We start from the raw sequence: 18,365 nt of genomic DNA on the forward strand, positions 1-18,365 counted from the left end.
ACCAGTTATCGTGTTAACCTCGACTGGCGGATTCGACTAATAAGTGAAACATATTGTCTGAAATATGAAAGTTTGACATTTATAGTGAGATTTTTACCATGATTTTAGTATTCACATTTAATATGAATATTTTTCATGTTTGGTGTTTTGAGTAAATATTATCGAATTATTTTACATTAATAATATTACGAAAATACCTATAAATAGATATATGATAATAGAATGGCTGGATTTGTTGATAATTAATAATGGGATCGTTAGATAAATATTTTTTCTGAATGGAAATAGAACGCTTAATTATTGCTGATATGGCTGAGTCTAATGTCTGCTTAAACAATTGGAATACACCGTTGCGGTTGATGATGATATGCCGCAACGGTGTTACTTAAATTTTCAGAACGTAGCCTGTCTGAAAACAAGGATTAATTATTATTGCATCATGCCCGAATTAGAACGAAAAGTCGGTACTGATGATATGAATATCAAAACGGTTATTACCTGCGTTGACTATTCTCAGATTTTTAGGGAAATTAGCCTTCTCATCAATAGTAACAACACCATTTGAATCACGATGAAAATAGAATGATCCGTTATTAATATATACTCCAGTTCTGGTATTCCTTATCGCAATAGCAGTGACTAACTCTATATTATATGGGAGTATGCCAACGAGCGCATAATCATCATCAGTCGTCGTTTCAACTGGGCCTACGCAATGTGTATTTGTGAACATGGAGAATCTTATACCTGAATTGGTGTCATCAATGACTCTTAATGCAACCAGGCATGTATCCTTTGGTGCGACTTTAAATTTAGATAATCCTTTAATTTCTCTATCAATATCTGGATGATCATATTCCCATTCACGATAACGTTGGCCTGGTTCCCAATTACTATAATGACGCCACGCATAGACTTTTGATAGCGTTCCAATTTTCACTGAACGAAATCTATCGTTGAGATCATAAGGCAGTGGAATAATGCTATCGTTTTCTGGATAATGATGCGCTTCTCCTAGATAGTATTTTCTATCGAAAAAAGTTGCACCTGTAACTAATTTATCAGTCATATTTCTTTACTCCTTAAAAAACTTATTTTGGAAAAATGTAATCTTTCTTTCTGAAAGCAAATTTAGAATACAATGAGTGTGGGGTTTTTGTATTTAATAAAATATAATGAACAGATATATTAAATTGTTGCCAATATAACGTTAATATAATTGACATGTCATTTTGTGGCTAAAGGTTGAAATAAAGGTTCTGAAATTAAAATAATTGAAAATTCCTATCAAGAAATACCTTTATTTGGGTGGGGAATTATTCCCTAATGTAATTGATAACTTTTTGTATATGACTAAACAGTGAATAATTAGATATTCATGGTATTTGATAATTATATCTGCCTGTTTAATGTTTATATAATGTGAAGATAATGATATGAATTTTCGGGAGGGGAATAGTTACTGCTTTAAATGAAAAATCTTAAAGTATTATCTTAAATAGCCTATTCCTATAGACTATTTAATTAATTTTTCTTCATTGAATTGAGAATTATTTGCTTACTTTAAGTTAGCAATGAAATTTACTCATGACATCTCTTCAACTTCAATCGGCCTATTATCACTTTAATTTTCCGTAATTGTATTTATTTGGTCCGCCGAAAATTCACCAGTTTAGGTTGTGCAATTCGGTGATAATCTTTGGTGTTGAGAATGACAGAGCATTCAAGACTGCCGGCATTAAAGGCAAGTTCATCAAAGCGCTCAAACAATAAAGGGTCTGCAACCAGTTTTAGATTCGGATGGAAACTGAAAGGTGGAATAGCACCGAACACACATTGAGTCAGTTCAGAAACTTCTTTAGGACTTGCCAAGGATGCACGAGTGCCACCGAGCTGTTTTGCCAGAACGAAGAGATCAGCTTGTTGATCCGCAGGAAGTACAGCAAGTACATATTGACGGAATCCTTCCCCTTTAACGTGACAAACTAATCCTTTAGCTCCTTGTCCAAGTTGTGTACCACGGATTTTTGCAACTTCTTCAGAGCGCCCTGCGGTTGAATGTTTTATCACCCGATAACGGGCATGATTATCATCCAGTAATACAGTCAGACGGTTAAATATTTCGTTAGAGGACAAAATAAACTCCTAAGCAATAGTGTAATGAATTGATATATGATCTTTTTCAATTATTGGATTTATTATATTTATATTAAGACATATTACCAACCAGAAAGATTATAAAGTTGGCATTTGAATGGATATCATCTGATTCTATCGAGGTATATATTTATATTTTTAAAGTTATACGACTTAAATAGAGCTATTATTTATATTTGTTGCAAGAGGATTGTTTATATTTTCATATTAAAACTATTTTAATATTAAGGAATTGCTGATGATGACAACGAATTTTTTTATGCCATTGGTCAATATGATAGGTGTGGGCTGTCTGGTTGAAGCGGTAAATTCGATGAAAGATTATGGTTATAAGCAAGCATTTATTGTGACTGACCATATTTTAAATGAAATTGGAATAGTAGAAAAAGTTCAATCTTTGCTGGCAGATGTGGGTATTGGGAGTGTGGTCTACGATGGTACACATCCGAATCCGACGACGGTTAACGTTTCTGAAGGTCTGGATATTCTGCGTCAGTATAACAGCGATTGTATTATTTCTTTAGGTGGTGGTTCACCACATGATTGTGCAAAGGCCATCATGTTAGTGGCAGCTAACGGTGGAGATATCCGGGATTACGTAGGTACTGATCGTTCATCTAAGCCACATTTGCCATTAATTTCTATCAATACTACTGCGGGTACCGCATCTGAAATGACGCGTTTTTGTGTCATTACGGATGTGGAGCACCACGTGAAAATGGTTATTGCGGATAAAAATATCATACCTGTTTTGTCCGTGAACGATCCGGAATTGATGGTGGGAATGCCGAAAAGTTTAACCGCAGCGACGGGAATGGATGCTATGACTCATGCGATTGAATCTTATGTTTCTGTAGACGCTAATCCAATAACAGATGCCTGTGCGTTGAAAGCAATCACGCTGATTAGCCAATCTCTGCGCCACGCAGTAGAAGATGGGAGTAACATAAAAGCCCGTGAGAACATGGCTTATGCGCAATTTTTGGCAGGTATGGCATTTAATAGTGCACTACTTGGATATGTTCATGCAATGTCTCACCAATTGGGTGGTTCCTATGATTTACCACACGGCGTATGTAACGCTGTTTTATTGCCGCACGTTCAGGAATTCAACGCCAAAGTATCTGCTGGTCGTTTGAAAGACGTTGCGGCGGCAATGGGGGTAGATGTAAGAGCCATGAATGATCAGCAGGGGGCGGCGGCGTGTATTGCTGAAATTCGTAAGTTGTCAAAAGATATTGGCATTCCGGCGGGTTTGGCTGAACTGAATGTCAAACCAGAAGATTTGCCAATGATGGCAACGAATGCCCTGAAAGATATCTGTTGTTTGACTAATCCAGCTCAGGCCAGCCATGAAGAAATTGTTGCAATCTTCAAAGCTGCCATGTGATCCGGTTGATCCATAGATAACAGGCTGGAACGTCCTGTTTTTTCTCCTGGGTATCTCTATGGCTTTGTTTAAAAAAATAGGGTAATTGAGATACCCAGAAGGGAAACGGTCAGCCCATCACCATTGGTAAAGGTAAAATCGGTCAGTTGTGGTTTTTTTGCATCCAGCTCATGTTTTTGAGCTCTTCCAGGGTAATATCTGAGCCCTGTTGCACAGTCTGCCACCGGGCTTTTATCTCATTCTCAGTCCAGGTCACGATTTTCTCCGTTTGTTCATTAACCCAGGAAAACGCGTAGCTGACCTGATGAGTTATCGGGTCAATAATCTCTTCACACACCCACTTTCCGGCTTCACTGAACCATGCCCCAAACTGGGTAATACCTCATCTTTCCCGTAGTTGGCGAATAACACAACTGAGATCCAGATTTTGGTCTTGGAGAAGAACCATCAGGTGATACATCAGGTCTGCCGCTTCATTCGTTAGCTCTTCTCTGTTATTAACCGTAGCGGCTAAAGCGGTTTCTACACCTTCTTCACCGACTTTCTGAGCGATTCGTTTGGTACCGCTGGCATATAATTTTGCGGTGTATGAGTGGTCAGGGTCTGCTGTTTTACGACCAGCCAGCAATTTTTCGAGCTGGTAGAGAAACCCCCACTCAGTTTGTGCCGGAGCAAAGCAGCTGTTTGTACCAAAATGGCAGGTGGGGCCGTTCGGGTCAACGAGGGCTAACAGGGCATCATTGTCACAATCAGGATAGATATTGACCAAATTAAGAAAATGGCCGGAGCTTTCACCTTTGGTCCACAGACGCTGTTTGCTACGGGAAAAGAAAGTGATTTTGCCTGAATTGATAGTGGTATTAAGTGCTTCTTTATTCATATAGCCCATCATGAGGACATCACCGGATACCGCATGTTGTACGATAACCGGCATCATATAAGCGACTTTTTCCCAATCCAGTTTTTCGATTTGTTGTTCGGTCAGCAAGTTCTTATCTCCACGTTTTGTTGTGCAAGGTACTGTTTTAATTCACCAATATTAATAATACGTTTATGGAATACTGATGCGGCTAGTGCGCCATCGACATTTGCCTGTTTAAAGGCGTCAAGGAAGTGCTTTGGTGTCCCGGCACCACCGGAGGCAATGAGAGGGACATGACAGACGTCGCGTACCTGTTTTAGTTGCTTCAGATCGTAGCCATTACGGACACCATCCTGGTTCATCATATTTAGTACGATTTCACCCGCGCCGCGGTGTTGTACTTCTTTTACCCAGTCAAGGGTCTGCCATTGAGTAGCTGTTGTCCGTTTTTCATCCCCGGTAAATTGATAAACCTGATAGCAGCCAGTACTCTCATCAAACCAGCTATCAATTCCTGCGACGATGCATTGAACGCCATAGCGATCCGCTAAACGTGTAATTAAGGTTGGATCAGCAAGTGCAGGGGAGTTGATGGAGATTTTATCTGCCCCAAATGAGAGGATTTTCCCCGCATCTTCGACGGTTTTAATGCCACCGGCGACGCAGAAAGGGATATCAATCACCTCTGCCACTCTGGCTACCCAACTTTTATCTACCACCCGGCCATCACATGAGGCGGTAATATCGTAGAAAACCAGTTCGTCGGCACCTTCTTTTGCATAGCGTTGAGCCAGTGGAACAATATCGCCGATGATTTCGTGGTGACGAAACTGAACACCTTTAACCACTTGTCCATCACGAACATCAAGACAAGGAATTATGCGTTTTGCCAGCATTGAATTGCCTCCGTTAGTGTAAATTTTCCGTCGAGTAATGCACGACCAATAATAACTCCGGTTACACCGCTGGCAGGCAGAGAGGCGATATCATTTAACGTGCCAATACCACCTGAAGCCTGAAACGCAATTTGCGGATAGCATTGGCAAATTTCCCGATATAGTTCGATGTTCGAGCCATTCAGCGTGCCATCGCGGGAGATGTCGGTACACAGGACATATTTCAGTCCCAAGGGCAGATATTGTTCAACAACCTGTTCCAGCGTGACAGCTGAATTCTCCTGCCAGCCATTGATAGCAACCTGTTTCATACCTGCGTCATTGATGCGTATATCCAGTGCCAGCACAATGTTTTCTGCACCATAACGCTCAAACCATTGCATAACTAATGCCGGTTGTTTTATGGCGGTGGAGCCAATGACAACTCGATTGGCACCGGCATCAAGCAATGTTTTTACATCTTCTTCTGTACGGATGCCGCCGCCAACCTGAACAGGCACGGAAACAGCCGAAAGTAACTTTCGCAGTAAAGGAGTTTGGCGGTCTGATGGATCTTTAGCTCCAGTCAGATCGACCAGATGGAGTAGTTTTGCTCCCTGTTGAGCATATTGCTGAAAATGGGACAGAGGATCATATTGATAATCCCGCTGTTGATCATAATTTCCCTGATGTAATCTTACGACCTGACCATCAATCAAATCTAGTGCCGGTATAATCATTGCGCTTACATCTCCAGAAAATTCTTTAATAGCCTGGCTCCGGCGGCACCGGAACGTTCAGGGTGAAACTGCACACCAAAGAAGTTATCTTTGGCGATTGCACTGCTGAAAGTATTGCCATATTCAGTTTGAGTGATTGTGTATGTATTCACCGGGATCGCGTAACTATGGACAAAATAAAAATAGCTATTGTCTTTAATGCCGCGGAACAGAGGATGCCCGGCTTTTGGTAGAACCTGATTCCAGCCCATATGAGGCAACGGAAGCCCATTGGTAGCCATTTTTTTGACCGGTGAGTCAATAAGCTCAAGCAGGGTGACATTATCACCTGTGACATGATCGCCTTCTTCGCTGGTGGCAGCGAATAACTGCATACCAAGGCAAATACCTAACACAGGTTGGCTCAGTACTTTAATTAACGGGATAAGTTCCCGTTGTTTCAGTTGATCCATTGCTGCACTGGCCGTGCCGACGCCAGGCAGAAGTAATTTATCTGCGGCCAGGATCGTTGCTGGGTCCAGACTGATTTCAGGCTTATAACCTAATTTTTGGATAGCATAAGCGACTGATGACAGGTTAGCGCAGCCAGTATCAAGAATGACGACTTTCATCATAGGACCCCTTTGGAACTTGGCAATGTATCGCCTTCTATTCGAATCGCCTGACGCAGTGTCCGGCCAAAGACTTTGAACAGGCTTTCCGCTCTGTGGTGATCATTGCTGCCTTTCGTTTCCAGGTGCAGTGTGCAGGCCATTGCATAAGAGAGTGAGCGGAAGAAATGCTCAACCATTTCGGTACTCAGATCACCCACTCGCTGGTATTTGAATTCAGCTTTATATTCAAGGTGGGGGCGACCAGAGATGTCCAGAGCACAGCGGGCAAGGCATTCATCCATTGGCAACACAAAACCGAAGCGGCAGATACCCCGTTTATCTCCCAGAGCCAGCTTTAACGCTTCGCCGAGAGCCAGACCGGTATCCTCAACAGTGTGGTGATCATCAATACAGAGGTCGCCTTTAACCTGGACATGCATACGGAAACCACCGTGGGTAGCAATCTGATCCAGCATATGGTCGAAGAATCCGACACCGGTATTGATTTTGTTGCCACCTTCATGATCGAGCCAAACGTCAATCTTGATGGAGGTCTCTTTTGTCACTCGCTGAACGTGAGCATGGCGATCTTTACGGGTTAGTTGTTCACTTATGGTTCGCCAGTTAAGGTTTTCCGGATGGTAACGTAACCCCTGAATTCCCATATTTTCAGCCAGTTGCAGATCTGTTCCCCGGTCACCAATAACATAGCTGTTAGTCGTATCCATCAAGCCTTCCGCCAGATATTTTTCCACCAATTTTATTTTTGGCTTACGGCAATTGCAGTTATCTTCTGGCCTGTGTGGGCAAATTAAAACTTCATCAAAGCGGATCCCTTGAGAACTAAAAATCTGCATCATCAGGTTGTGTGGTGGTTCAAACTGTTCCAATGGAAAGCTATTTGTACCAAGGCCATCCTGATTAGTGATCATAATCAGCCTGAAACCTGATTTTTGCAGGGCAAGCAAAGCAGGAATAACATCAGTTTCCAGTGCCAGTTTTTCCAGGCGATCAACCTGAAAATCGGTTAATGGTTCAGTGATCAGCGTGCCATCCCGGTCAATAAAAAGGAGTTTCTGGTTCATCAGCGTGCTGTTTCCTTTTGTTGTTCATTTTTAGTGGAAAGGGTGCTGATGGTTGCAACCACCTGCTCACACTCTTTACGGGTGCCTATGGTGATCCGCAGGCAGCCATCCAACCCGGGCTGTTTGCGCTGGTCGCGCAGGATAATGCCCTGATGCCATAATGTTCTGAAAACGGTTTCGGCATCATAGAATTTCACCAGTGTGTAGTTGGTTTCACTGGGGAATACTTTTTCAACGATGGCCAATTTATTCAGGGCTTGCTGCAAGTAGTTGCGGTTCTCCCTGATTTCTACGACCCGTTTTTGCATAACGGCGATACCTTCTGCTGTCAATGCTTGTGCTGCAATATTCGCAACAGGAGTGGAAAGCGGGTAAGGCGCAATGACTTTTAACAACAGAGTGATGATATCCACAGAGGCGAGAGTAAATCCACAGCGCAAACCCGCTAAAGCAAAAGCTTTCGAGAGGGTTCGCAAAATGACTAAATTCGGATAGTTTTTTAGCCAGCTTGCGATACTATTTTCCGGGCAGAACTCAATATAGGCTTCATCAATAGTGACAATTGCGCGATTGGCTGCCAGTTCCAGAACTTTACGCAGTGAATCAGGGGTAATCGAGTTCCCTGTTGGATTGTTAGGGCTACAGATATAGATAAGCTTTACCCGGTCGAGGTTATTTTCGATTGCTTCGATATCCAGTTGCCAATTTTTCAGTGCGGCAATTTTCTTTTGTTCGACACCGAAAGCTTCTGCGCTGACACTGTACATACCATAAGTCGGAGGGCAGAACAGCACTGCATCTTGTCCAGGTTCACAAAATACACGGATCAGCAGCTCAATGGATTCATCTGCACCACGACAGGCCAGCACCTGCTCAGGTTGTAAACCGGCATAGGTTGCATAACGGCAGATTACTGATGCAGGCTGGCAGTCAGGATAACGGTTCAGTGTCTGCCCGGTGAGTTGGAAATCAGGGGCCAGTGGGTATTCATTGGCATTCAACCAAACATCGCCATTGCCACCGAGGCGACGGGCAGACATATAAGGTATTAATTTGCGGACATTTTCGCGTGCCAACAGATTGGCATCAAAAACGTTATTCATGTTTACTCCTTATCTGCAATATTCAGTGCAGCCACGCGTAAAGTGACGGCGTTTTTGTGAGCAGTCAATTGTTCTGCCTGCGCCAGTGTTTCAATGGTCTGAGATAAGTCCAGCAACCCTTGCGGAGTGAGTTGCTGAATCGTCATACGCTTCAGGAAATCAGCCAGACCAAGGCTGGAATAAGTTGAGGTGTAGCCATAGGTTGGTAAGACGTGATTGGTTCCTGAGGCGTAATCTCCCGCAGATTCCGGCGACCAGTCACCAAGGAAAACCGAGCCGGCGCTGGTGATTGTTTCAACCAGCTGTTCTGGTTGACAAGTTTGAATAATCAGGTGTTCAGGGCCATAGCGGTTACTGATTTCCACACACTGTTGCAGGTTTTTTGTCACAATAATGCGGCTGTGTTCCAGTGCCTTGGCGGCAATCTGTTTGCGGGAGAGCAGGGTAAGCTGTTTTTCGACTTCCGCTATAACTTTTTTGGCTAGATTCTCATTAGGAGTGACCAATATGACTTGTGAATCCGGGCCATGTTCTGCTTGTGAGAGTAAATCGGCGGCAGCAAATACAGGGTTTGCACTCTCATCAGCAATAATAAGCACTTCCGATGGTCCGGCAGGCATATCAATAGCGGCACCATCCATTCTCTGGCTAATTTGTCTTTTAGCTTCAGTGACATAAGTGTTACCAGGACCAAAAACCTTATCTATTTTGGGTATGGATTCTGTTCCGAATGCCATAGCGGCAATGGCCTGCGCTCCGCCAATCTGGAATATTTCCGTAATTCCACACAGTTTGGCTGCATAGAGAATTTCATCGGCAATAGGTGGTGGAGAACAAAGTACCACTTTACGGCAACCCGCTATTTTGGCAGGCGTTCCGAGCATCAAAACGGTAGAAGGTAATGGCGCGGAACCTCCGGGGATATACAACCCGACAGAATCAATGGGTCGTGTTATTTGTCGGCAATGGACTCCAGGCTGAGTTTCCACTTTAATCTCCACAGGTTTCTGAGCTTCGTGGAAAACGCGGATATTATTCATTGCTTGCTGCATCGCCTGTTTAATTTCATTATTCAGGCGGTTCTCTGCGGCTTCTATCTCTTCCGGCGAGATACGGATATTTTTAATAGTGGTTTTGTCAAAACGTTGGCTGAGTTCCCGCAGAGTGTTATCACCATCCGCTTTGACTGCATTCAGAATTTGTTCCACTGTGCGGGAAATTTCTTCTGAAGCCGCAACAGCAGGGCGTGTCAGCAAAGCGCTTTGCTGTTCAGCATGACATTCCTGCCAACGAATCAAGGTTTCGAAACGGGTAGTCATCTTGTTTACTCCATCATTTTTTCAATTGGCAAAACTAAAATGGAACTGGCGCCAAGGGATTTAAGTTTTTCCATCGTTTCCCAAAACAGGGTTTCACTGCTCACCATATGCATAGCAACGCGGTTCTGATCACCCACCAGCGGTAGGATAGTCGGACGTTCTGCCCCCGGTAGCAGAGAAATCACTTCTTCGAGTCTTTCGCTTGGTGCATGCAACATGATGTACTTGGATTCACGGGCCTGAATCACTCCTTGAATGCGGGTCATTAACTTATCTATTAATTGCTGTTTTTCGGCGGGCATTTCGCCATCACGTTGGATTAGACAGGCTTTTGAACGGTAGATAACTTCCACTTCCCGCAGGCCATTTGCTTCCAGAGTTGCACCGGTTGAAACCAGATCACAGATGGCATCTGCCAAACCGGCCCGGGGCGCAACTTCTACTGAGCCATTTAGCAGACAAGATTTAAAGTGGATTTTTTTCTGATCAAGATAACGTTTTAGCAGGTGAGGGTAAGAGGTAGCGATACGGGCATTTTGCAGACATTCGACGCCGGTATAGTTGTAATCCAGAGGTGCTGCCAGTGAAAGGCGACAAGTACCGAAATCAAGACGGCGTAAAGTGAAATAACGTGGATCTTCTCCCTGAGCACGGCGATTTAGCAGCTCTTCTTCCAGCACATTTTCACCAATAATGCCCAGATCAACGACGCCATCCATAACCAGCCCTGGGATATCGTCATCACGTACCCGCAGGATATCAATTGGCATATTCTCCGCGAATGCAATCAGGCGTTGTTGTTGCAGATTGATTTTAATCCCACAGCGGGCCAGTAACTCTCGTGAATCTTCGCTTAATCGGCCTGATTTTTGCATCGCTATACGTAAACGTGATTTATCTAACATTTTTATCCCTATTTAAAATTGGAAACATAAAAAAACCCCCGGAAGGATTCTTCCGAGGGTTTTGTATTGCATTCATGCCACCGGAAGACCCGCTAAACGTCTTCCAGCACACAACAGCCTGAAAGACTAATCAGGATGATGGTGATGATGGTTGAGTTGAATGCGGATCATAATGGCTTCTCTTTTTTACATTGACTATGTCTAGTATTTATCATTTGCTGCCGGTTGTTTTGATTGGCTAACCCACAGTGATTAAATTTTTTACTTGCTATTCAACCTATACGATTTGGCAGGCTAAAAGCAATCAATTTTTTTAGCGATAAATTTTTATTGTAATAAGATCTTGTTTTTATTTGAAATATTGTTTTCTATAAGAAAAGTACAGGATTAATAATAATTAATTAATAAACAGTGGCTTAATGTTCAGATTATCAGCATAATCAAAGTAATATCAGGCATAAGAAGGGATGATGATGAAAAAAATTTCCATTATCGGTCTGGGTTGGTTGGGGATGCCATTAGCCAAAGCATTGAGCCGTAGCGGTATGCAGGTTGTTGGCAGTAAAACGACGCCAGATGGTGTAGAAGCAGCGCGTATGTCTGGTATCGAATGTTATTTGTTACAACTGGAACCCCAAATTAATTGTGCACTTGATGATTTGGAACAGCTGATGGTCGCTGATGTGCTGATTATCACTTTACCGGCAAGCCACACGGCGGGTGGTAGTCATAACTATGTTAAGGCAGTTCAGTTAATTGTCGATACTGCCCTGTCATATTCTGTGCCAAGGATTATTTTCACCAGTTCTACTTCCGTTTATGGTTTTATTGCCGGTAACCTGAATGAAGATGCTCCTTTTTGCCCTGAAACACCTTCAGCTCAGGCATTGGTTGAATTAGAGAATTGGTTGCACAAACTGCCAAATATTTCCGTTGATATTTTACGTTTGGCTGGGCTGGTGGGGAGTGGTCGTCATGCCGGGCGTTTTCTGGCGGGGAAAAAGGAAGTCAAAGGAGGAGGCCAGCTGGTAAATCTGGTTCATCAGGATGATGTTATTTCAGCCATTAGTCTGTTAGTTCAGCGGACTGAGGGTGGTCATATTTATAATTTATGCGCGCCTGTTCATCCAACTAAAGCTGAGTTTTACCCTAAAGCCAGCAATCAGCTTGATTTAATTCCACCTGAGTTTGCCAGAGAAGGAATTCAGGTGGAGAGCAGGATTGTTGATGGCAGCCGTATTTGTAAACAATTAGGGTTTGAGTATCAATACCCAGATCCCAGATGGATGCCAATGAGCTGATTTTTATCAATTTAATTCAATCATGACAATTTCTTTGAACGCGGGTCTTGCTGCCATCCGCTGGTACCAGCGTTCAATATTTGGCAAAGATGGACGTTGGGTGGGAATGTTAAGCCAAGGATAAATCATGGGTCCGAATGCAATATCAGCTATGCCAAATTTGTCTCCGGAAAGAAATTCCTGTTCTGCCAAGGTGTTATCTATCACTTTCATCATTTTTGCGATTTCAGTCAGTGTTTGTTCTATCTGTTTTTGATCCCGTTCGGCTTCAGGTGTGCGAATAAAACCTAACACTAGCTGTTTGATACAGGGAAATAAATGTGAACTGACCCAATCCATCCATTTATCTGCATTCGCTCTTTCTTGTAGATCTTGCGGATAAAGCAGATGTTCACCAAATTTCGCGGCAAGATAACGAACAATTGCGTTAGATTCCCACAGGATAAAATCACCTTCTTGTAAACAGGGAATTTGTCCATTTGGGTTCATTTTCAGATATTGCGGGTCATCCAGTTTGCCAAATTTACCGCCAACATCTATCTGGTTATACGGCACATTCAGCTCTTTCAGGCACCAGAGCACTTTTTTTACATTGGAAGAGTTTTTACGGCCCCAAACGGTCAACATAGGTTTCTCCTTGAATCAGGGTGATTTACATTAAAACCAATGGTCAGAACAATCTTTGCACTATTACATTGGTTTCTTATCATACAACATCTTATATTAATAGAAATCTGACATTTTTCTTGTAAGTAAAAGGGAGAAGGGTGATGAAGAACAGTTTGGCTATGACGATGAAGTGTGTTACTGCGGTGCTGTCAGCTATATTAGTTGTAAATACCAGTGCTTATGCATCGGGTGAACCTGTCGTTCCTCCGGTGGAGGCTAAAGCTTATGTGTTGATGGATTATGATAGTGGTAAAATTTTGGCTTCTGGTAACCCTGATGAGCGGCTTGATCCAGCCAGTCTGACAAAAATTATGACCAGCTATGTGGTCGGTCAGGCGATAAAAGCCGGAAAAATCACACCGGAAGATTTGGTTACGGTCGGAAAAGATGCCTGGGCAACGGGTAACCCGATACTGAAAGGTTCTTCTCTGATGTTTCTTAAACCCGGTGACAGGGTAAAAGTGATCGACCTGAATCGCGGTGTTGTTATTCAGTCTGGTAATGATGCCAGCATTGCTTTAGCTGATCATGTGGCAGGTAGTCAGGACGCATTTGTTAGTCTGATGAATAATTATGCAAAAGTACTTGGGTTGACTAATACCCATTTTCGTACTGTTCATGGATTGGATGCTGAAGGTCAATTCAGTACCGCTCGTGATATGGCGGTATTGAGTCAAGCCATGATCCGTGATGTTCCTGATGAATACGCCCTTCATAAAGAGAAAGAGTTCACCTTTAATAACATTCGACAGCCTAATCGTAACCGATTGCTGTGGAATAAAAATATGAATGTGGATGGTGTGAAAACAGGCTATACCGGCGGTGCCGGTCATAATTTGGTTGCTTCAGCGACAGAGGGGCCAATGCGGCTTATTTCCGTTGTGCTGGGCGCACCAAGCGATCGGGTTCGTTTCGCTGAAAGCGAAAAATTACTCTTATGGGGATTCCGTTTTTATGAAACGGTGACACCAATTAAAGCCAGTGAACCGTTTGTTTCAGAAAAGGTTTGGTATGGTGATCGCTCAGATGTTGCTCTTGGTGTGGAAAAAGACGCAGCAATCACGATTCCCCGTGGTCAGTTGAAAAATCTGAAAGCCAGTTATACGTTGAATCAAACACCATTGGAAGCACCTTTGACAAAAAACCAGGTTGTCGGTGTTATTAATTTCCAATTAGGCGATAAAGTTATTGAGCAGCGACCTTTAGTTGTTAAAGACGTTGTTGAGAAAGGGGGTTTTTTCAGTCGTATTTGGGATTTGATTGTCATGAAAGTTAGCGGCTGGTTTAATGCTATTTTTGGTTGATTTAACTTAACTATTTAATTTGTATGGGAAGATGAGTTCGATTGTCAACATGCAGCAGATATATTCTTCCTAGTTCAGGGCGCGGCATTTTTGCCGCGCACGTTTTACATTTATTTGTCTTTTTCCAGAGAACAGTGTCCGCTGCTTTTTACGGCAGAACCGTTATACCGGCCTTTGAATAATAAAACGCCGTTAGGTTTATTTTTCCAGTAAGCCCATAATTCGACTTCAGTTTTAACATGATGACCAATATTCTGATATCGAATATGCGTCGGTGATAAACCGCGATAATCGTGGGTTGATGTTCCTTCATATCTGAGTTCATAACTATCAGCAAATTCAGTCAAATCGCCACTTCTGAATAGAATACATGTCGCTACATCATGGAGCTCTACCCATCCATTAAGCGGTTTATTTTCACCTTCAGTATCTTTTTCAAAGACCGTGACATTTTTGCCAGTTTCAGTTTTACCAAATACATGCAGTTTCCCAGCTTCAAGAGGGCGCAATAGTGATGTTGAATTTCTCTGTGGGTCTATAATCAAGCCGCCATATTCAACTCCATTGACACTGGCTGTGTAATTGGAAAAACGACTAACATTGCCTCCTTCGAAAATGACCAGTGGTTCATTAGGATTTGAAGTATCAAGTTCACCAGCAAAAGGTCGGACGGCATCACCATCAGAAAAAATTTTCTCACTTTCTCCGGTGCCAATAGCACCATATATTTCTATTTTACTGTTCCATGCGACTTCATCCCTTTCTAAGGGAACAATAATAATATTCTCAGAAACTAATATCGGTGGGGATTGGTGAGTAATTCCTTCAAAAATGACGTCGTAAACATCAAAAAATTCAACACTGCCCTCAACGAATTTGACGGCTCTGTGCCATGCTCCATCATAGAAATGATCTGTTGCATAACCTGAAGATGGTTTTTTAATGCGTTGATTTTCTTTTGACATGTAATCACCTATTATAAAGGGTAATAAATAAAATGAAAATAGATATTCATGCACTAAAAATAGTAGTAAGTGTTATTGATATTTGTCAAGAGAACAGCTTTAAATTATTTTTTTATTATTTTATAGATAGTGTTAGATGTAAAATTAATTATTAATAAATTAAGACATCTGAGTTGTAAAGTAGAACTAATGAAATTACTTTAATATACTGTTGTTAACGTTATTAAATATATGGTGAATAAATATATTGGAATTAGTTTTTTATCTGTTATTGTTTTTATCTTACATAATATTTAGATTAATTGAATGTTGAGCTAAGAATTAAAATTAGTATTGTTGAAAATAAATAATTATTTATTGCGATGAATTTTAAGAAATAATACAAGAACAGGCAGAACCTTGAAATTCCGGTTCTGCCTGGAGAAAGGAGTATCTGGTAACAAGCTTATTTTGGCTTTGAATAAATATAAACCTTATTCTACCAAAGAAATACTGCGCCAAATCTTATTGTAACAATGTAGTATTTGACGCAGTCACCTGGCAGTTTATAATTTTATATTAAGCCAGTAATGTTGCATTGTAGATATAATTGTAACCACCAGGAGAAACAACTGATGAAGAGGTTATATTTACACGTTTGTTATTGCTGCAAGCGTTCAGAAGAAGATGGTACAGTGCTGCGCCTCTGTAGTCTTGAGCATTCCACCATAAGATATAGTTAAATTTACCGTTAGGGAATTGCATAGTCACAGTAATCTGCAATTGGTTTTGATCTGGTGCTGCTTGAACTGAAGTTACGGTACCAACAGCGAAATAGTAATTAGGAGCTTGCTCAGTTTTACTCTCTGTTACCACTTCACCAGTTGCAGAAGGATGTGCAAAGTTCATTGTATTAATCCTATAGTTTAATGTAGTTGAAAAATAAATTCTTATTACTCAAATGTGCGGACCAATAATTTGGCCGCCGAAGAAATATAAGGTAATTGGTAATTGTAATCTATATTAAAAGTTTATCCGTGTTATATAATTATTGATGCTGTTAAAATGTCGCCAGTAATATATTTCCTCTAAAGAGTTAGACTTATAATAATCAAAGGTATAACGATAATCAAAAAATAATATTGATATTTATTTCTGTCTATTTGGAAGGGTAAAATTAATAATCTATTTCGATAGGTGTTATTGATAGAGGATATTATTGTTAATAAATCATGTACAAGGAAAGTAATCTGGCATTGGGGGGCGCGTATAGTCTGTGATGAATGGTTTATCTCATTTGTCCTGGTTTGTATTTTTCAACGGATATGCTGTTTAAATATTAGGTGATTATTCGTATCTTATAATATATTCATATGAATATATAATTGTAAAATTAATTCATATAAATCTATTCTAGTTTTAATAGTATTAGCACATATGATTTTCTGTTAATAATTACAATGTAAAAATATTGTTTATATAATTATATTTCGTAATGAAATATTAACAGCGCATAAAAAGTAAAATGTTATTCTATATTGTTTTCAAAGTTTGAATTGATGGTCTGTATTATTTCATAGGTGATTTTTAACGGATATTATTTTGTTGGGAAATTAAAAAAATTAAAGTTTGAGTGATTGTTACTTCTAATGTTCTATTCGGTAAATATATAGTCAGGTGAATTAATATTAATTTTTTGATAAGTTGTTTTTATAAATTTACGTTTCTCTATTAAATGGCATTAAATATAATAATGGCAGGCAGAACGTTGATATTACGTTCTGCCTTAAGTTTGATAGAATGCGCCTTTGTAAAATCGGCATCATTCTACCTGAAAAATGTTGTGCCAAATATCCTACTGCAATAGTATTGCATTTTGCAATTCATTAAATCGCTTCAATCAGGTCGATTTTCTATTAGGAATTATTATTTAGCCCAAGCATTTAACAACAAACGATCATTTTACATGGAGATTTCTACGCAATTAATATAATCGCAGCCGAGAGGTCCGACTTTTCCTACAGTTCCTATCTTCACATCTTTCTTAGCGCAAAGAGCTTCCATAAGAACCTTATAAATAGCCATGCCTCTATTATCCATAAGATTCCACTTCAAAAGCATTTCTTCAGATACGCCATCAAGGAGTAATACAGTCACCATAACTTGCATAGCTTTGTCAGGCATAACCTTCATACCAATGATTTTACAGCTACGTAAGATTACGTCGTCTGCCATGTCTTTGTCTTTCATTAAAGAAGGATGAATGTCATTAATCATAATATAAACTCCAAAATATAATCTAATTAATTGATAAATTAACTTATATTGTCCCAAAGTAAAGAGTAGAAAAATGTTCTCTTGAGAAATATAAGGTGGTTGGTACTTCTACTATAAAAGCAATCTACATAAGAAATTTTTTAGCACTAAAAATATAGGACAGTTAATGGTTTTAATTGGCATATAACATTTTGTCTAACACATATAACTATAGGTGCCATTTAGATGTTGTCAAATAAATTTTAAAAAATAATGTAATCGCCTGATATAAATAGCTTTCCATAATACTGATACACCTATGCCTTTTGTTTTCTTTTTGAACAACATTGGTTCTGTAGCCTATCTCATTGATTCTACAGACCACTTGGATGAAAAGGCTGTATATCTTGGTACACAAGGGCTGGTTGGAAGTGGAGCATAATTATGAAAACTTATTTATGTAATTATTTTATTAAAAAATAGAAAATATATTGTCAATATGAGAAATATAAGATAATTGTAATTTTATATATTGTGTATAATTAGATGAAATTAAAATATTATTGGTAATGTATTTTTTTTGAATGATTAGTTTAATAATTAAAAATATAGATTATATTTGTATTTTTAATTATATTAAATAAATAGGGTTGCTTTATTTGTTTGAAATTTATATAAATATTAATGCGAATGAGATGCTGTACATGTTTCTCACGAAAAATCTTTTTCTTTGTGAATTGTTCATCTATTCTTTAAAAAACTAATTAACGCAAAAAATAGAGATATGGTTAATTATTTCAATATTAAGACTAAACAATGTTATGACGATTATTATATTTATCAAGTAATTAATATTCTTAAA

Annotated in this window: 18 protein-coding genes and 1 other annotated feature; of the genes, 3 read left to right on the forward strand and 15 right to left on the reverse strand. The window is 40.2% G+C overall.

All coding sequences use genetic code 11. The features are described from left to right. Positions 1 to 448: 448 nt before the first annotated feature. Entirely contained in the window at positions 449 to 1,069 is a 621-nt protein-coding gene (locus VY86_RS15465; RefSeq protein WP_046975621.1) for a beta/gamma crystallin domain-containing protein, read from the reverse strand. Between the two features lie 575 nt (positions 1,070 to 1,644). Further along, positions 1,645 to 2,136, reverse strand: a complete 492-nt coding sequence (locus VY86_RS15470) for a YbaK/prolyl-tRNA synthetase associated domain-containing protein (RefSeq protein ID WP_046975622.1) — start codon at positions 2,134 to 2,136, stop codon at positions 1,645 to 1,647. Positions 2,137 to 2,395: 259 nt separating this feature from the next. Between VY86_RS15470 and yiaY the strand changes: the two genes are divergently transcribed. Next, on the forward strand, positions 2,396 to 3,547 hold the full coding sequence (yiaY, locus tag VY86_RS15475; RefSeq protein ID WP_046975623.1) for an L-threonine dehydrogenase: 1,152 nt from the start codon (positions 2,396 to 2,398) through the stop codon (positions 3,545 to 3,547). 142 nt (positions 3,548 to 3,689) lie between these two features. Here the strand turns inward: yiaY and VY86_RS15480 are convergent, their stop codons facing one another. The 9 genes from VY86_RS15480 to hisG are packed head-to-tail and all read right to left on the reverse strand — an operon-like array spanning position 3,690 to position 11,029. Then, positions 3,690 to 3,884: a hypothetical protein gene (locus VY86_RS15480; protein WP_046975624.1), complete on the reverse strand. Its 195-nt coding sequence runs from the start codon at positions 3,882 to 3,884 to the stop codon at positions 3,690 to 3,692. Positions 3,885 to 3,929: 45 nt separating this feature from the next. Then, complete coding sequence (gene hisIE / locus VY86_RS15485) at positions 3,930 to 4,535, reverse strand: bifunctional phosphoribosyl-AMP cyclohydrolase/phosphoribosyl-ATP diphosphatase HisIE (RefSeq protein ID WP_046975625.1); 606 nt, start codon at positions 4,533 to 4,535, stop codon at positions 3,930 to 3,932. After that, positions 4,529 to 5,305: an imidazole glycerol phosphate synthase subunit HisF gene (gene hisF, locus VY86_RS15490; protein WP_046975626.1), complete on the reverse strand. Its 777-nt coding sequence runs from the start codon at positions 5,303 to 5,305 to the stop codon at positions 4,529 to 4,531. The genes hisIE and hisF overlap by 7 nt, the downstream gene beginning before the upstream one ends. Then, a complete protein-coding gene (gene hisA / locus VY86_RS15495; RefSeq protein WP_046975627.1) occupies positions 5,287 to 6,024 on the reverse strand; it encodes a 1-(5-phosphoribosyl)-5-[(5-phosphoribosylamino)methylideneamino]imidazole-4-carboxamide isomerase in 738 nt (245 codons plus the stop codon). Before hisA ends, hisF begins: the two co-directional genes overlap by 19 nt. Before the next feature lie 5 nt (positions 6,025 to 6,029). After that, positions 6,030 to 6,635, reverse strand: coding sequence for an imidazole glycerol phosphate synthase subunit HisH (gene hisH, locus VY86_RS15500; RefSeq protein ID WP_046975628.1), 606 nt, complete (start codon positions 6,633 to 6,635; stop codon positions 6,030 to 6,032). Beyond that, positions 6,635 to 7,702 carry a bifunctional histidinol-phosphatase/imidazoleglycerol-phosphate dehydratase HisB gene (gene hisB, locus VY86_RS15505; RefSeq protein WP_046975629.1) on the reverse strand — a complete coding sequence of 356 codons (1,068 nt, stop codon included), beginning with the start codon at positions 7,700 to 7,702 and terminating at the stop codon, positions 6,635 to 6,637. Before hisB ends, hisH begins: the two co-directional genes overlap by 1 nt. Next, positions 7,702 to 8,805 carry a histidinol-phosphate transaminase gene (hisC, locus tag VY86_RS15510; protein ID WP_046975630.1) on the reverse strand — a complete coding sequence of 368 codons (1,104 nt, stop codon included), beginning with the start codon at positions 8,803 to 8,805 and terminating at the stop codon, positions 7,702 to 7,704. Before hisC ends, hisB begins: the two co-directional genes overlap by 1 nt. A 2-nt stretch (positions 8,806 to 8,807) precedes the next feature. After that, on the reverse strand, positions 8,808 to 10,124 hold the full coding sequence (gene hisD / locus VY86_RS15515; RefSeq protein ID WP_046975631.1) for a histidinol dehydrogenase: 1,317 nt from the start codon (positions 10,122 to 10,124) through the stop codon (positions 8,808 to 8,810). 5 nt (positions 10,125 to 10,129) lie between these two features. Beyond that, on the reverse strand, positions 10,130 to 11,029 hold the full coding sequence (hisG, locus tag VY86_RS15520; RefSeq protein ID WP_046975632.1) for an ATP phosphoribosyltransferase: 900 nt from the start codon (positions 11,027 to 11,029) through the stop codon (positions 10,130 to 10,132). A 26-nt stretch (positions 11,030 to 11,055) separates the two neighbouring features. Next, positions 11,056 to 11,180: a sequence feature (His leader region), on the reverse strand. 322 nt (positions 11,181 to 11,502) lie between these two features. Between hisG and VY86_RS15525 the strand changes: the two genes are divergently transcribed. Beyond that, positions 11,503 to 12,330, forward strand: coding sequence for an SDR family oxidoreductase (locus VY86_RS15525; protein ID WP_046975633.1), 828 nt, complete (start codon positions 11,503 to 11,505; stop codon positions 12,328 to 12,330). 6 nt (positions 12,331 to 12,336) lie between these two features. Here the strand turns inward: VY86_RS15525 and VY86_RS15530 are convergent, their stop codons facing one another. Further along, the gene (locus tag VY86_RS15530; protein WP_046975634.1) at positions 12,337 to 12,957 is read right to left on the reverse strand and encodes a glutathione S-transferase family protein; all 621 of its coding nucleotides are present in this window, start codon (positions 12,955 to 12,957) and stop codon (positions 12,337 to 12,339) included. A gap of 143 nt (positions 12,958 to 13,100) precedes the next feature. Between VY86_RS15530 and VY86_RS15535 the strand changes: the two genes are divergently transcribed. Next, positions 13,101 to 14,303 (forward strand): serine hydrolase, encoded by a 1,203-nt coding sequence (locus VY86_RS15535; protein ID WP_046975635.1) that lies wholly within the window; start codon positions 13,101 to 13,103, stop codon positions 14,301 to 14,303. A 110-nt stretch (positions 14,304 to 14,413) separates the two neighbouring features. Here the strand turns inward: VY86_RS15535 and VY86_RS15540 are convergent, their stop codons facing one another. From VY86_RS15540 to VY86_RS15550, 3 genes are all read right to left on the reverse strand, one after another. Continuing rightward, entirely contained in the window at positions 14,414 to 15,268 is an 855-nt protein-coding gene (locus VY86_RS15540; RefSeq protein ID WP_046975636.1) for a hypothetical protein, read from the reverse strand. A 558-nt stretch (positions 15,269 to 15,826) separates the two neighbouring features. Beyond that, entirely contained in the window at positions 15,827 to 16,156 is a 330-nt protein-coding gene (locus tag VY86_RS15545; RefSeq protein ID WP_046975637.1) for a hypothetical protein, read from the reverse strand. A 1,053-nt stretch (positions 16,157 to 17,209) separates the two neighbouring features. Further along, a complete protein-coding gene (locus VY86_RS15550; RefSeq protein ID WP_046975638.1) occupies positions 17,210 to 17,524 on the reverse strand; it encodes a hypothetical protein in 315 nt (104 codons plus the stop codon). Between the last annotated feature and the right edge of the window lie 841 nt (positions 17,525 to 18,365).

Source organism: Photorhabdus thracensis (assembly GCF_001010285.1).
In the GTDB taxonomy this organism is placed as follows: domain Bacteria; phylum Pseudomonadota; class Gammaproteobacteria; order Enterobacterales; family Enterobacteriaceae; genus Photorhabdus; species Photorhabdus temperata.